11 protein-coding genes and 4 pseudogenes are annotated in these 14,691 nt (G+C 67.3%); 11 read left to right on the top strand and 4 right to left on the bottom strand.

The genetic code is table 11. The features are described from left to right. Nucleotides 1-5 precede the first annotated feature (5 nt). Complete coding sequence (locus tag ABZY11_RS28135; RefSeq protein ID WP_356481823.1) at nucleotides 6-422, bottom strand: ester cyclase; 417 nt, start codon at nucleotides 420-422, stop codon at nucleotides 6-8. 62 nt (nucleotides 423-484) lie between these two features. Here ABZY11_RS28135 and ABZY11_RS28130 point away from each other — a divergent pair, with 62 nt between their 5' ends. Both ABZY11_RS28130 and ABZY11_RS28125 read left to right on the top strand, forming a co-directional pair. Further along, a complete protein-coding gene (locus ABZY11_RS28130) occupies nucleotides 485-1,147 on the top strand; it encodes a TetR/AcrR family transcriptional regulator (protein ID WP_356481822.1) in 663 nt (220 codons plus the stop codon). Nucleotides 1,148-1,431: 284 nt separating this feature from the next. Further along, nucleotides 1,432-2,155, top strand: a pseudogene (locus ABZY11_RS28125) (transposase family protein); the annotation flags it as partial. On the opposite strand, the pseudogene ABZY11_RS28120 reads toward ABZY11_RS28125, so the two are convergent. The 3 genes and pseudogenes from ABZY11_RS28120 to ABZY11_RS28110 all read right to left on the bottom strand — a co-directional run. After that, nucleotides 2,141-2,822, bottom strand: a pseudogene (locus ABZY11_RS28120) (transposase); the annotation flags it as partial. The pseudogenes ABZY11_RS28125 and ABZY11_RS28120 sit on opposite strands and share 15 nt — an antisense overlap. 539 nt (nucleotides 2,823-3,361) lie before the next feature. Continuing rightward, entirely contained in the window at nucleotides 3,362-4,009 is a 648-nt protein-coding gene (locus ABZY11_RS28115; RefSeq protein ID WP_356481821.1) for a LysE family translocator, read from the bottom strand. Between the two features lie 9 nt (nucleotides 4,010-4,018). Further along, entirely contained in the window at nucleotides 4,019-4,624 is a 606-nt protein-coding gene (locus ABZY11_RS28110; protein WP_356481820.1) for a DinB family protein, read from the bottom strand. Between the two features lie 199 nt (nucleotides 4,625-4,823). On the opposite strand from ABZY11_RS28110, the gene ABZY11_RS28105 reads away from it, so the two are divergent. The 9 genes and pseudogenes from ABZY11_RS28105 to ABZY11_RS28065 form a co-directional block, all read left to right on the top strand. After that, nucleotides 4,824-6,161, top strand: a complete 1,338-nt coding sequence (locus ABZY11_RS28105; protein WP_356481819.1) for a PLP-dependent aminotransferase family protein — start codon at nucleotides 4,824-4,826, stop codon at nucleotides 6,159-6,161. 217 nt (nucleotides 6,162-6,378) lie between these two features. Beyond that, nucleotides 6,379-6,607: pseudogene (locus ABZY11_RS28100) on the top strand (MBL fold metallo-hydrolase); the annotation flags it as partial. A gap of 533 nt (nucleotides 6,608-7,140) precedes the next feature. Further along, nucleotides 7,141-7,344: pseudogene (locus ABZY11_RS28095) on the top strand (IS66 family transposase); the annotation flags it as partial. 229 nt (nucleotides 7,345-7,573) lie between these two features. Continuing rightward, nucleotides 7,574-8,626: a LacI family DNA-binding transcriptional regulator gene (locus ABZY11_RS28090; protein ID WP_356481818.1), complete on the top strand. Its 1,053-nt coding sequence runs from the start codon at nucleotides 7,574-7,576 to the stop codon at nucleotides 8,624-8,626. An 11-nt stretch (nucleotides 8,627-8,637) separates the two neighbouring features. Beyond that, nucleotides 8,638-10,233, top strand: coding sequence for an FAD-dependent oxidoreductase (locus ABZY11_RS28085; protein WP_356481817.1), 1,596 nt, complete (start codon nucleotides 8,638-8,640; stop codon nucleotides 10,231-10,233). Between the two features lie 25 nt (nucleotides 10,234-10,258). Next, the gene (locus ABZY11_RS28080) at nucleotides 10,259-11,554 is read left to right on the top strand and encodes an extracellular solute-binding protein (RefSeq protein ID WP_356481816.1); all 1,296 of its coding nucleotides are present in this window, start codon (nucleotides 10,259-10,261) and stop codon (nucleotides 11,552-11,554) included. After that, nucleotides 11,551-12,528: a sugar ABC transporter permease gene (locus ABZY11_RS28075; protein ID WP_356481815.1), complete on the top strand. Its 978-nt coding sequence runs from the start codon at nucleotides 11,551-11,553 to the stop codon at nucleotides 12,526-12,528. Before ABZY11_RS28080 ends, ABZY11_RS28075 begins: the two co-directional genes overlap by 4 nt. After that, entirely contained in the window at nucleotides 12,518-13,390 is an 873-nt protein-coding gene (locus ABZY11_RS28070; protein WP_356481814.1) for a carbohydrate ABC transporter permease, read from the top strand. Before ABZY11_RS28075 ends, ABZY11_RS28070 begins: the two co-directional genes overlap by 11 nt. A 2-nt stretch (nucleotides 13,391-13,392) precedes the next feature. Continuing rightward, nucleotides 13,393-14,691: glycoside hydrolase family 5 protein (locus tag ABZY11_RS28065; RefSeq protein ID WP_356481813.1), on the top strand; the 1,299-nt coding region annotated here is incomplete at its 3' end.

The following is a 14,691-nucleotide window of genomic DNA, read 5'->3' as shown; positions in this document are numbered from 1 at the left end:
CTCGATCAGTCCTGGGAGGCGGAGTGGCGCGTGAGTTGGCCGACCACGGTCGCACTGTCCACGAAGACCCGCTCCTCGACGACGTAGCCCTCCGGATCGAAGGTGATGACGGCCGCCATCTCGATGACGATCGAGTTGCCGGTGGCCGCGAGCGCCCCATACTCGCCGTCATGTGTGCCTTCGAAGCGGACCAGCATCGAGCCGGTGAGGCCGTCCTGGCCCAGCGGACGGATGCTCGCCCTCAGGTCACTGAAGCCCGCGAAGAGCGCCGACTCGCGGGCGGCGAGCGCATCGATCCCCTCCTGGGGACCGGTCAGGGGCGAGTCGTACCGGGCCGGTTCACGCCAGAGGGCGGTCACTTCGTCGATGCTGTGGTGATTGACAGCGGCCTCGGCCGCGCGAGCGAAGTCGTCGATGAACATCTCAAGCCTCCTTAATTAAACCTGCATGCTGGTCTATTTAATTATCCAGTATCATGCTCACCATGGCAAGCGCGATCAGGAACAGTGCCTCTGCAAGGGGGGTCGGCCGCCCGCCGGGACCCACCGCCCATGGAGCCGCCTCCCGCGACCGCATCCTGGAGGCGGCCGCCGGAGTGTTCGCGCGACTCGGCTACGACCGTGCCCGGATGGCGGACGTCGTCATGGAGAGTGGACTCACCAAGGGCTCGGTCTACTTCCACTTCGAGAGCAAGGAAGCGCTCGCGATCGCGGTTCTGTCCGCCAAGCACGCACAGTGGCTCGACCTCGTCCGCACGAGACTGGCCGCGACGCCGGAAGGGGTCGATCGGCTCGAAGCGCTGCTCCCGACGATGCTCGACCTGCACCGCGACGACCCGGACGCCTGGGTCATCGCCCGGTTGATCCAGGACATGGCGGACGTTCCCGAAACCCGCCCGCTGGCAGCCCAGCTGACCCGGACCTGGATCGACGACGTCGCCGACGTCATCCGCGGCGCCCAGCGGGCGGCGGACGCAACGATCTGGATCGACCCGACCCTGCTCGCCACCGTTCTCGTCGGCGCCTTCGACGGCCTGAAAAACACCGTCGACATCCTGAACGCCGGTGCCGACGAGGCGAACGCACAGCTCGCCGCCGGCGGCGAGGTGTTGCTGACGATGCTGCGGTCCGTCCTGGGGCGGGCGTAGCCCGCTCTCCCGTCGCAACCGGTGATTTCGCCGCCGCGCGAGGGTCCGCCAACCCGTAGTTCCAGAACTCCTACTACCGCCTGACCCGACGCCAGTCGGTGTTCGTGCCAGGCGGTGCTCACAGGTAGGCATCACCAAAATGGCAGAGGCAGGACGTCCCCAAGATGACAGTAAGGTTTTCTCAACGAAATGATCTCGCTGGGGCGTGAGGGCTGTGGACAGGCGTGAAGCCCCTGGTAGGACGGGTCCGCGAAGATCACGTCCATTGAACCAGAGGCTTCACGTTGGTCACCTATGCTGCCATCCTCGATGTCCCTCGCCATGTCGTTGAGCTCGTCGCCCGCTTGCTGGCAGGTCACCGGCTCCAGACCGGCACACCGAAGGGTTCGCGGGCGCTGGGTCCGTTCCGTCAGGCGGTGCTGATACTGCGCTGGTTCCGCGACCGGGCGTGCATGCACTGCCTGGCTCGGGGCGCGGGCATCTCGCAGGCCACCGGCTATCGCTACCCGCACGAAGGCTCGACGTCTTCGCCGATCAGGCCCCGAACCCGCACGACGTGCTGGACCGCTGCCGCCGGGATGGCATGACGCATGTGGTTCTGGACGGCACGCTGATCGAGTCCGACCGCGTCGCCGGCACCCACTTGAACGCCGAGGGCAAGGTGGACACCTGGTACTCCGCGAAGCACAAGGCGTTCGGCGCGAACGTGCAGTTCCTGTCCGCCCCGGACGGCACTCCGTTATGGGTGTCGGATGCCGAGCCGGGCTCGGTGCCGGACATCACCGCTGCCCGCGCTCACTGCCTGTCGCCCTGTACAAGGCCGCCGACGGACTTCCCATCTTGGCGGACGCGGGTTACCAGGGTGCTGGCATTGGCATCCTGCACCCGTTCAAGAAGCTCCGCAGCGGCTCCTACCTGCGGCTTCATCCCGACACCTGCACTTACAACACTCTCCTGCGCGGAGTGCGGGCCCTCGGCGAACGGGCCGGGAGGCTACTGGCGGGCTGCTGAGAGGCGGCCGTCGAAGGTGATGTCGAAGGCGTTCAGGGCGGTCTTCCAGCGCATGGTCCAGCATGCCTGGCCCTTGCCGGTGGGGTCCAGGGACGTGATCGCCATGTGGACGCACTTGCATGCGGACTGCTCGTTGGGGAAGCGGCCGCGGGCCTTGACCGCCCGGCGGATCCGCGCGTTCACGGACTCGATCGCGTTGGTTGTGCGGACGATGCGGCGGATCTCGGTGTCGAAGCGGAGGAAGGGAGTGAACTCCTCCCACACGTTCTCTCAGAGCCGGACGATCGCCGGGTACTTCTTGTCCCATGCGTCGGCGAACTCCGCGAAGCGTTCCAGGGCAGCGTCTTCGGTGGCGGCGGTGCAGACGGGCTTGAGGACCTTGACGATCTTGTCCCGTCCTGGCGGGCGGCATGGCGGAAGGAGTTCCGCAGCAGGTCTGGACAGTGGTTCGGGGCCAGACGGCCTCGACCGCGTCGGGCAGCCCCTTGAGCCCGTCACAGACCAGCATGAGGACACCATTGACGCCCCGGTTCTTGATCTCGGTGAGGATGTGCATCCAGTGCTTGGCGCCGTCGCCGGCCCACAGCCCGAGGATGCCCCGTCGGCCTTCGGTGGTGACGGCGAGAGCGACGGAGACGGGCCGGTTCGCGACCGCGCCATCACGCCGCCCGTCGCCGCGCAGTGAGACGCGGGGGCCTTCCGCAGGCTAGGGAGGTGTACTCGGAGACGATTTCGGCAAGGTAAGGGCAGTGGCCCGGTCGGCGAACTCGCCGTCGAATTCCTCGTCTTCGAAGCGGTCGGCGACGGTGACGCGCAGGTCGCCGAGTTTCGTGCCGAAGCGCTCGATGCGGTAATCGGGGGCGAGCGCGAGCAGGTCGTAGTGAGCTCGCCGTCTTCGCCGAGGCGGCGTGGCCCTTGCGGGCCCGCGACCTGTACGAGACCCTCGATCTCGGCTTCGCACCGAAGAGCATCGAGGGCATGCGCTCGGAACTCAAAAGCATCCTGGCCGAGACCGAACCCGGCCTGTTCGCCCAGGCCCGGCCGCAACGTGACCCGAAGCGCCTGATCACACAACCTCACCCAAGCCACATCACGAACCGGACATCAACCCGCGAAACACCCCTCTCAGGAACACGCGGAATTCCTGTCCCTGGGGCGGTAAAGCCCAGGTCGGCACCGGACCGCTCCCCATGTGCCGTGCCGTCAGCTCGACTTGGCCGGACCTGAGGTGTCGAGGGCCAGCGAGATGGCGAGCGCGCCGAGCGCCGTGCCCATCGCGTAGCGCTGCACCTTGAGCCAGGAGGGGCGGCGCGAGAGGAAGACGGCGATGGTTCCGGCTGCCAGGACGATGGTGAGGTTGACCGCGACGCTGACCACGATCTGGATCGAGCCGAGCGTGATGCCCTGGAGGAGGACGTGGCTTTTCTCCAGGTCGATGAACTGCGGGATGAGCGAGAGGTACATGATGGCGATCTTCGGGTTGAGCAGGTTTGTCATCAGTCCCATCATGAATAGCTTGCGCGGCGAGTCGTGCGGGACGTCCTGCGGGGCGAAGACGGAGACGCCGCCCGGCTTCAGCGCGTTCCAGGCGAGGTAGGCGAGGTATGCCGCGCCGGCCAGCTTCACGGCGAAGTACAGCTCGGGCACGGCGACGAAGACGACCGACAGGCCGAGGTTCGCGGCCAGTAGATACACCATGAAGCCCAGAGCCACACCGCCGAGGGAGATGATCCCGGCGCGCCTGCCCTGAGTGATGCTGCGTGAGACGAGATAGACCATGTTCGGGCCCGGGGTGAGCACCATCCCGAGGGCCACCACCATCACGCCGAGGACCCCGCTCAGTTCAACCATGAAAACCCCTCATTCGCTGTTATGCCCCGCCGCCGTCTCCCAACGCGCCCCGTCGGAGCGGTCACCGCGCCGTACCTCGGCGAGGTCGTGAGCGATGTCGTGGAGGAGATGACGGGTGAAGAAATCGACGGTGAGTCGCGAGTCGGCCAGGCCCGTGCCGTCGCGGTCCCAGTCGTCGGCGGTGAGCGTGGCCAGGCGGCGGGCCAGGGCCTCGGCGGCCCACCCCAGCTCCTCCGCCACCTGTCGCGGTTCCTCGTCGCGGTAGCGTCGGGCGACGTCCGGGTGTTCTGCGGCCGGCCCGACATCCGGCGCGGTGCGGTGGTCCGGTGCAATCGGTGTGGTTCCGAAAATTGCATCGAGCCTCTTGTGGAACAGGAGGCACATATCACGGACGTGGCAGCCGTGTTCCAGCGGTGACCAGTGAGGTACGCCCACGCGCCGGCCGTCGAGCCCTGGCCCCGTCAGGACCCGCTGCCACTCCGCCGCGTACTTCCGCAGCAGGCCGACGACCGTACCGTGCCTTACCAGGCAGGAGGTGAATCCGCACCGGTCACAGTCGGGCAGCAGCAGGGGAGTCCGGCCGAGCGGAGACCGAGACCATGCGGTCGTGTTCACTGCTGACAGGACTCCTTCCGGCGGTCGCGCGCCCTCTCGTGACGCATCCAAACAGGGGTTCCCCAGCCCGGTGCACGGGCGAGGCTCGAAGCAATGCCGCGAGCATATTGCCTGCAAAACCTCGATGCAATATGCATTATTGCACTCGGTGCAATTGTGTGGTTGGATGGCGGAGGCACGTGGACGAGAGGAGAGCGCCGTGAAGGACTATCAGAGCGTCGCCGACACGGTGGCCGAGGAGATCAGGGCCGGCATCCTCCGGCCGGGCGACAGGCTTCCCCCGCAGCGCAAGTTCGCCCAGCAGCACGGCATCGCCAACTCCACCGCCACCCGCGTCTACCAGGAACTCGCCCGACGGGGCCTCACTCTCGGCGAAGTGGGCCGCGGCACCTTCGTCCGCGCGGTCCCCCGCGCATCCGCGCCCGCGCTCACCGAACCCGCAGGCAGCCGGATCGACCTGGAGCTCAACTATCCAGTGGTGTCCGAGCAGGCCGCGCTGCTGGCCAACGGGCTCGGCGGGCTGTTGCGTCCCGATGTCCTCGGGTACGCGCTGCGGCCCGTCGGCGCGGCCGGCGTTCCGGCCGTCCGCGAGTCCGCCGCCGATCTGCTCGCGCGTGGCGGCTGGCGCCCCGACCCGGCGCAGGTGCTCTTCGCGGGGAACGGGCGGCAGGCCATCTCGGCCGTCGTCACCGCCCTGGTGCCACCGGGCGCTCGGCTCGGGGTCGAGGAACTGACCTACCCCGTGATCAAGGCCATCGCCACGCGGCTCGGCATCACCCTCGTACCCCTGGCCATGGATGCAGCAGGGCTGATCCCGGAGGCCGTCGAGGAAGCCCACCGCAGCGGCCCGCTGCACGCCGTCTACGTACAGCCGACTCTGCACAACCCGCTGTCGATTACCATGCCCCGGGAACGGGTGGAGCATCTGTCCGATGTCCTGTTGCGGTCGAGGATCCCCGCGATCGAGGACGCCATCTGGGCCTTCCTCCACGACGAAGTGCCGCCGCTCGCCTCTCTGGCCCCCGAGCAGACCGTCCTCGTCGACAGCCTGTCCAAGCGCATCGCCCCTGGCCTGACCCTCGGGTTCGTGGTGGCGCCCGGCTTCCTGGTGGGCGAGATCGCCACGTCGCTGCGCTCGGGGGGTTGGACCCCCATGCGCTTCGCACTGGAGGCGGCCTACCACTGGCAGCAGGACGGCACCGTGAAGGCGCTCGTACAGGCCAAGCAGCGGGAAGCCGCCGTACGGCAGGAGATCGCGGCCCGGCACCTCGGCGGCTTCGCTGTGCGGAGCGACCCGCGCTCGTACCACTGCTGGTGGCAACTGCCCCGCCCGTGGCGCGCGGACACCTTCGTCGCCGCCGCCGCCCGGCACGGCATCGGAGTGGTGCCGGCCGCCGCGTTCACCGTCGGAAATAACCACGCCCCCAACGCGATCCGGCTGGGGCTCGCCTCCCCGCAGACCGACGTTCTCTCCCAGGCGCTGGCCACACTGGCCGAACTAGCCCGGTCCGCCCCGGACGACCTCGTCACCGACTGACGCCTGCCCGCGCGCCGGCGACCGTCCCGGCCAAGACCGAGGCGAAGCCCACGGCCACACACTCGCGATCGGCATCGAGATCGTCGAGCGGAACCCGCAGGACAAGAGCTTCATCGCGACTCCGAGGAGGCCGGGCGGCCCTCGTAGTCGCAGACCAGTCGCCGGTGCAGTATCAAGGTCGTCAACACCTGTGGATCAAGCGTTCTGGACTCCCCGGATGACCACCGAGCTTCTCCGTCTCACCGTTCTGGGGGTGTGCGACGCGGTGTGCGACGCGTTATCCGAGCGGGGACAATCCCTGCTCCGGCCACCTGGTGTCCAGCGGCGACACACGGGTGTGGATGGACGCGGGCAGCGGGACGCTGGCCCAGCTTCAACGGCACGTCCAACTGGATGAGCTGGATACGATCTGGATCTCGCATCTGCACGCCGAGCACAGCGCGGACCGGGAACCTCAGCCCTGCCCGACGCGGTGAACACCGTCTGGCTTCCCGGTCGCCTGAGCCTCGATTTACCGGTCCGGTTTGAAGTGGTTTCCTGAGGCTGTGCAGGGCAGCGTTCGGTGCCGTTGGCCGGGTGCGGGCACGGGTTATCCGCTGGTCTGCCCAGAGTGTCCACGGGTTCCATTCCGGTTGTGCCCGGTGGGGCGGGTAGGCGGTGTCGAATAGCTGCGTCCACGCGTACCGCCAGGGCCATCGCCGGGGCGCATCGTGCGTACGCTCTTGAACCGGCCGACCCGAGCGCCATGCCTGGCGCGGTCGTAGACCGTTTGTGAGTGAAGTCGACGTCGATGAACGCCAGCTGACCGGCACCGGGCAGCAGCGGAGCGTGAGCGGCCGGTCCCTGCAGAAACTAACGGTGCGCCGCGCGCAGTTGCTGAGCACGGCCGTGGGAGCACAAGAGCATGCGCAGCGTGGGCAGGGCCCGGCACCCCGTGGAAGGACACGGGGTGCCGCAGCCGGTGGACATCGTCGGCACTGTCACCGTCCCCCTCACCAACAATCAAGCCGAGCGCGACAGCAGACCTGCCAAGGTCCAGCAACGCACCTCCGGAGGCTGCTGGCGAACCCTTCAGAGCCTGGCTGACTTCGCCATCGCTCAGTCCTACTCGACCGCGACCAAGTGGGGCATCAGCCGCTACGACGCGCTCAAGCGCCTCTTCACCACCGGGGCGTGGATCCCTCACCCGCGAAATCGCCCTCGCCCTCCACGGCATCCCGGGAACGAATCAGACATCCACGGAACACTCCGGCGCTCGCTCTGGCCTGCCCCCGGCTCAGCTGCTGCCAACGGAAGCTGTTGACGCCCGACTTACTAATTCGCATTATCAGCGCCCCCAAGTCTTGACGTGTTTGAAACACAGGGTTCACACTGGTCCCGAGGCGAGATAATTCGTATTAGCGGAGGCTCAAGTGACAATTGGTCGCCCTGCGCGGCGGATCACGCAGCGGGACATTGCCAAGCTGGCCGGGGTGAGTCAGCCGACCGTGTCGCTGGTGCTCAACGGTCGGGCCGACGCGGATATCCGGATTCCCGAGGAGACCCGCGAGCGCGTGTTGAAGGTGATCCGGGAATCCGGGTACGTGCCCGATCCAGTGGCACGACGGCTGGCTGACAAACGCAACCGCATACTGGGCGTCTTCACCTATGAGGCGGTCTTCCCCAGCGCCACCAGCGACTTCTACCACCCGTTCCTGGTCGGTATCGAGGGCGCGGCCGAACAGGTCGGCTGCGACCTGCTGTTGCTCACCAGCACATCGGTGACGGGCGGTCGGCGGCGTGTCTTCGAGGGCGACAATCGGCTCCGGCTGGCGGACGGCTGCCTGCTGCTCGGCCGGTCGCTCGACCGCGACGACCTGAGGCGGATGGTCGCCGACGGATACCCCTTCGTGGCGGTTGGCCGGCGCGATGACGCCGGAGGCCCGGTGCCTCACGTGGGCGCCGATTACGCGACGGCCGTCAGCCGCCTCGTCGAGCTGGCGGTGACCCGCGGCCACCGTCGCGTGGCATACCTCGGACTCCCCACCGACGTGGAGTCCTCCGCAGACCGTCGGAAAGGCTTTCTGCAGGCCACCCAGACGGCACCGGGGCCCGGCGCCCTCATCGCGCTCGACGAGCTGTCCCCCGGACGCGAACCCGACGAGTTGCTGTCGGCGTTGCTGGCCTCACGCGCAACGGTAGTCCTGGTCGAAGACTTCGCCACCGCTGCGGATCTGGTCGCTGCCGCGCGCCGGCGCGGCCTGGCCGTGCCGGAGGACCTGTCGGTCCTGACTCTCGGCGATCCGACCACGCCCGTACCTGCCGATGTGGACTTCACCGGATTCAAGATCCCGAGAGAGGAGATGGGCCGGCAGTCCATCGCGCTGCTGACCGACCTCCTCGAAGGCACCGCGGAGACCCCGCAGCTACTGCTGCCCTGCGAACTCGTCACCGGCGCCACCCTGGCGCCCGCACCTGCACAGTGAAAGGAACGTGGATGGAAACGGAGATCCTCGTCATCGGCGGAGGACTCGGCGGAGTGGCGGCGGCATTGGCCGCCCTGCGCGCCGGCCGGCGGGTGGTGCTCACCGAGGAGTACGACTGGCTGGGTGGCCAGCTGACGAGCCAGGCCGTCCCACCGGACGAGCCCAGCTGGGTGGAGCAGTTCGGTGTGACCGCCGGCTACCGGGCGCTGCGGGACGGAATCCGCGACTACTACCGCCGGCACTACCCGCTGACCGAGCGGTCCAAGGCCTGGCGCCACCTCAACCCGGGCGCCGGACACGTCAGTCGGCTCTGCCACGAGCCGCAGGTGGCGGTGGCGGTCATCGAGGCAATGCTCGCGCCGTACCGGGGCAGCGGGCGGTTGCGCGTGCTGCAGCCGTACCGACCGGTGTCCGCCGAGACCGACGGCGACCGGGTCTGTGCCGTGACGGTGGGGCACTGCGGAGATGGCGACGAGATCACCATCGCCGCACCGTACATCCTCGACGCGACGGAGACCGGCGAGCTGCTTCCTCTCACCGGTACCGAGTACGTCACCGGCTTCGAGGCGCAGTCCGAGACCGGTGAGCCGAGCGCCCCGGGCACGGCGCAGCCCTTGAACATGCAGGCCGCCTCGGTCTGCTTCGCGCTGGACCATGTGGACGGCGATCACACCATCGACAAACCGGCCCGATACGACTTCTGGCGCACCTACCAGCCGGACTTCTGGGGCGGCCCGATGCTCTCCCTGAGCGCACCTCACCCACGGACCAAGGAGATCGTCGAGCGCAGCTTCACCCCGAATCCCGACGACGACCCGCTGGCCGTCGTCGCGGACCAGCGGCTCAGCGCCGGCGACAGCAACCTGTGGACGTTCCGGCGTATCGCGGCACGGCGCAACTTCACCGACGGCGCGTACAGCAGCGACATCACGCTGGTCAACTGGCCGATGATCGATTACCTGGCCGGTCCTGTCTACGACGTACCCGATGCCGCGCAGCACCTCGCGGCCGCTCGCGAACTGTCCTTCGCGTACCTGTACTGGCTGCAGACCGAGGCTCCTCGGCCCGATGGCGGCACCGGCTTCCCCGGTCTGCGGCTGCGCGGCGATATCACGGGCTCGGCCGACGGTCTGGCACAGGCACCGTACATCCGCGAGTCACGGCGTATCCGCGCCGAGTACACGGTCGTCGAACAGGACCTGTCCATCGCGTTACGGGGCGACAAGGGTGCCGTGGAGTATCCCGACACGGTGGGCATCGGCATGTACCGCATTGACCTGCACCCCACCACCGGCGGCGACAACTACCTCGATGTGGCGTGCTGCCCGTTCCGGATCCCGCTGGGTGCGCTGCTCCCACAGCGTGTGGAGAACCTGCTCCCCGCCTCCAAGAACATCGGCACGACACACATCACCAATGGGTGCTACCGCCTGCACCCCGTCGAGTGGAACGTCGGCGAGGCGGCCGGTGCACTGGCCGCCTTCTGCCTGGAGCGCCGGGTCTCCCCGCGCGCCGTCAGAAACACGCCCGGCCTCCTGGCCGACTTCCAGGACCGTCTCACCGGCGGCGGGGTCGAGCTGCAGTGGCCTCGAATAGCTGGTTACTAGCCAAACATCGCAAGGAGTTACAGCAATGAACCCATCGAGACGCTCCGTCCTCGCGGCGACCGCGGCCGCTGCCGCGACCGCTGCCCTCACCGCCGGCTGCGGCAACGGCGGCGGTCGGTCGGGAGCCGGCGACGGCAATCTGCGCATCGCCGTGTGGACGGCGGTGAAGGAGCATCTGGCGCTGCTGAACAGCATCGCGGACGCCTTCAAAGCCAGTAACCCGAAGGTGAAGAGCATCAAGTTCGAATCGCTCAACCCTATGGACTACACCACCGCGCTGACCACTCAGCTCGCCTCGGGCAACCCGCCCGACCTGGGCTGGATTCTGGAAACGAACGCGGCCGACTTCATCGAGGCCGACACGCTCGTCGACATGGCTCCGGCCATGAAGGCGGAGAGCGGCTACGGATACAACGACTTGGAGCCGGCGCTGCTCAGCCAGTGGCGGCGCGGCAAATCGCTCTACGCGTATCCGTTCTCCAGCTCGCCCCTCGCGATCTTCTACAACGCCGACGCCCTGGCCAAGGCCGACGCGGACGATCCGGCCAAGCTCGCCTCCGAAGACGCCTGGACATGGGACGCGCTCGCCACCGCGGCCAGGAAGGTCACCGATGCCAAGACTGCACGGTTCGGCCTGCTCGTCCACGATTTCGACTACAAGCACTGGGACCGGCTCTATCCGATCATGAGCGCGTACGGGGCGGCACCGTGGACGTCCGACAACGACTGCGGGTTCTCCGACGGGAAGATGGTCGAGGCGATTGACTTCTTCCGGAAGATGGCCTTCACCGACCGGAGTACGCCGGGGCCCGGAGAGCAGGCAGACTTCTTCTCCGGCGAAAGCGGCATGATCATTACCCAGGTCAGCAAGGCCGGCCCGCTCGCCGACGTCTCGTGGAAGTGGGGCGTCGTACCGCTGCCGTCCGGACCGGCCGGAGCTCACCAGGTGATCGGGCAGGCCGGCCTGGCCGTCTTCGCCAAGGCCAAGAACCAGGAACTGGCCAAGCAGTTCTTCCTCTTCGCCACCAACAAAAAGAACACCGCCGAACTTGCCCAGTTCTTCCCGCCGCCGCGCGCCTCACTGCTGACGGCCGAGACCCTTGCCAGAACCAACCCGCTGCTCAGCAAGGACCAGCTCCAAGAGAGCATCATCGATTCGCTGAAGTCCGGCACGGTGCGCCCCGGCCATAGCGGGTACGCCGAGCTGAACGAGAAGACGCGGGCGGCCCTCGACGCGGCATGGAAGCCGAAGGCCGATACGCACAAGGTCACCCGTGCCGTCTGTACCGCCATCGAGCCCCTGCTGAAGGCCGGATCGTGAGCCTGACAAAGAAGGCCCCGACCCCTGCCGTGTCCCGGCGGGCCACCGTGCCTCTCAAGGTGCGGCCGGCCCGCCGGGGCGGGCGGCAACGGACCCCGCGGTGGCGTCGGCGGGACATGCTCGCCGGGTACGTACTCATCGCCCCGCAGATGGTGGGATTCGCCGCTTTCGTGCTGGGGCCCCTCATAGCCGTCGTCTACTACAGCTTTACGAAGTACAACAATCTCACCGGCGATATCAGCTTCATCGGCGGTGACAATTACCGGAAGCTGCTCGACGACCCGCTCGCGATTGAGGTGGCTAAGAACACGGCCGTGTTCTCCCTGGGTCTGGTGCCGCTCAACATCTGCCTCGCCCTGCTGCTCGCCGTGCTGCTGGACCAGGGTCTGCGCGGCACCATAGTGTTCCGCGCGATCTTCTTCTCCCCGACCGTCGTGTCGGTCATCGCGTGGACCATCGTATGGAGCTTCCTGCTCAGCAAGGACGGCGGCCTCAACCTGCTCATACGCATGGTCGGCGCCGACGGTCCCAACTGGCTGCGCGAGCCGGACACCGCGATGTTCTCGGTGATCCTGGTGCAGGTCCTCAAAGGTGTGGGCGTGAACATGGTGCTCTTTCTCGCCGCCCTGCAAGGCGTCCCGACGGAGCTGCGGGAGGCGGCAAAGGTCGACGGCGCCCCTCCCTGGACCATCTTCCGCCGGATCACCCTGCCGATGATCAGCCCGACCATGCTGCTGGCCGCGATCGTCACGGTGATCGGCTCGCTCCAGGTCTTCGGCCAGGTCATGGTGCTGACCGGCGGCGGTCCGGGCAACGCCACGACCGTGCTCGCCTACTACGTCTATCTGCAGGCATTCAAGTTCTTCGACCTCGGCTACGCGAGTGCCCTCGCGGTACTGCTCTTCCTCGCCGTCCTGGCCCTGACCGTCGTGCAGTGGTGGTTGCGCAAGAAGTGGGTGTTCCATGAGCAGTAACCCCTTGGCCATATTCCGGCGCAGGGCTCGGAAGCCCGCATTCGGGCGGATCCTGCTGTACGTACTGATGGTGGCCCTCGCGGTGCCGTTCCTCCTGCCCCTGCTGTGGATGGTGAGCAGCTCCCTCAAACCGATCTCGGAGATCTTCTCCTATCCGCCCTCGCTGCTCCCGAGCGACTGGCGGTGGGACAACTACGCCCGTATCACCGATTACCAGCCCTTCGGCCGCCAGTACTTCAACAGTCTCTACATCGCGGCGTTGGTGTGTGTCGGCAGCGTCGTGGTCTCGGCCATGGCCGGTTACGCCTTCGCCCGGGTCCGCCTCATCGGCGGCGGCACCATGTTCGTCCTCCTGCTCACCGCATTGCTGATGCCGAGCGAGGTCATCATCGTTCCGCTGTTCCGGCTGTTCTCCGAGATCGGCTGGACCGACACGCACTGGCCGCTGATCATTCCGGCCGTGTTCGGCAGCAACTCGGTCTTCGGCACCTTCGTCATGCGCCAGTTCTTCCTCGGCCTGCCGGCCGAGCTGGAGGAGAGCGGAAGGCTCGACGGCCTGGGGCGTTTCGGGCTGTTCTTCCGGATCGCGCTCCCGCTGGCCGGACCTTCGCTGTCAGCGGTGGCGCTGCTCTCCTTCCTGCACAGCTGGAACTCCTTCCTGGAACCGCTGGTGTTCTTGCGCACCCCCGAGATGTTCACCCTGCCGGTGGCGCTCACCCAGATCGTGGATAGCTATGGAGCCCCGGTCTGGAATGTGCAGCTCGCGGCCAGCACGCTCACGGTCATTCCGGTTCTCGCGGTATTCCTGGTGGCCCAGCGCTGGTTTATCAAGTCAATCGTCAACAGCGGTCTGAAGGGTTAACCATGGAAATGCTCACAGTATCCGGTGACCGGTTCGTCACCCCGTCCGGAAATCCAGTGACTCTGCGCGGCACCGGGCTCGGCGGCTGGATGATGATGGAGAACTTCCTCAACGGCTTCCCCGGCGCCGAGCACCAGGCCAGGGACGCGCTGCGGCATTCCATGGGCGCAGAAAAGGCCGACCGGCTGTTCGACCTCATCCTGGACGAGTTCTTCACCGACGCCGACGCAGCGCTGATCGCCCACACCGGACTCAACTGCGTTCGCATTGCGGTCAATTACCGGCACCTCTCCGACGATGCCAACCCGTTCGACATCAAGGAGGAGGGAATACGGCGGCTCACCAGCGCCATCGACGCCTGCGCCCGGCACGGCATCTACACCATCATCGACCTGCATGCCGCACCGGGCTTTCAGAACCAGTCCGAGCACAGCGACAATCCGAGCCACCATGCCTGGCTGTGGCGCCACCGCCATTTCCAGGACCGGGTGGTGGCCATCTGGGAGGCGCTTGCGGACCGGTTCCGGGGCCGGCCCGAGGTAGCCGGGTTCAACCTTCTCAACGAGCCCGGCGATCCCACCGGCGAGGTGATCGGTCCGTTCTACCGCCGGCTCGTCGACGCCGTACGGGCCATAGACCCGGACCATGTGATCTTCCTCGACGGCAACCGCTACGCCAACGACTTCGATGTCGTCGGCAGTGGATACGACAACACCGTGTACTCCGTCCACGACTACGCCCTCGCCGGAATCCGTGACGCGACCGAGTACCCGGGCGTAGTACGCGGACAGTACGTCGACCGCAGCTGGCTGGAGGAACGCTTCCTGGAGCGAACCGAGCACTCCCGCACAACGTGCACACCACTCTGGGTGGGCGAGTTCGGACCGGTCTACTCCGGCGACCCCGCAGTCGACAAGCACCGCTACGCCGTACTGCGCGATCAGCTGGAGATCTACCGTGAGCACGGGGCGAGCTGGTCGATCTGGACCTACAAGGACACCCATCTGTCCGGGCTGGTGTCCCTCGATCCCGACTCACCCTGGTCCCGGCTGCTACAGCCGATCAGGGAGAAGAAGGAGCGGCTGGGCACCGAGCCGTGGTCCACCGGTGAGGAGGGCATCGGCCACGTCCTCGCCCCGCTCGATGAGCTGATGGCCACCGAGTACCCCGAATTCGACCCGCCGCCCTTCGGCCGGCGCTGGTACGTGCGCCGGCTCGTCCGTGAACTTCTGCTCGGGGAGCCCATGCTCGCCGACTTCGCCGCCCTCTTCGCGACCGTCGACGACGCCGACATCGCAGCT

The organism is Streptomyces sp. NPDC006510, assembly GCF_040611955.1.
Taxonomy (GTDB): domain Bacteria; phylum Actinomycetota; class Actinomycetes; order Streptomycetales; family Streptomycetaceae; genus Streptomyces.
This window is presented reverse-complemented; position numbering and strand designations above follow the sequence as displayed.

Excerpts from the sequence above, each read along its gene's own strand:
- ABZY11_RS28115 (WP_356481821.1), bottom strand. The coding sequence starts at position 4,009 with ATGGTTGAACTGAGCGGGGTCCTCGGCGTGATGGTGGTGGCCCTCGGG.
- ABZY11_RS28070 (WP_356481814.1), top strand. The coding sequence starts at position 12,518 with ATGAGCAGTAACCCCTTGGCCATATTCCGGCGCAGGGCTCGGAAGCCC.
- ABZY11_RS28135 (WP_356481823.1), bottom strand. The coding sequence starts at position 422 with ATGTTCATCGACGACTTCGCTCGCGCGGCCGAGGCCGCTGTCAATCAC.
- ABZY11_RS28080 (WP_356481816.1), top strand. The coding sequence starts at position 10,259 with ATGAACCCATCGAGACGCTCCGTCCTCGCGGCGACCGCGGCCGCTGCC.
- ABZY11_RS28130 (WP_356481822.1), top strand. The coding sequence starts at position 485 with ATGGCAAGCGCGATCAGGAACAGTGCCTCTGCAAGGGGGGTCGGCCGC.
- ABZY11_RS28085 (WP_356481817.1), top strand. The coding sequence starts at position 8,638 with ATGGAAACGGAGATCCTCGTCATCGGCGGAGGACTCGGCGGAGTGGCG.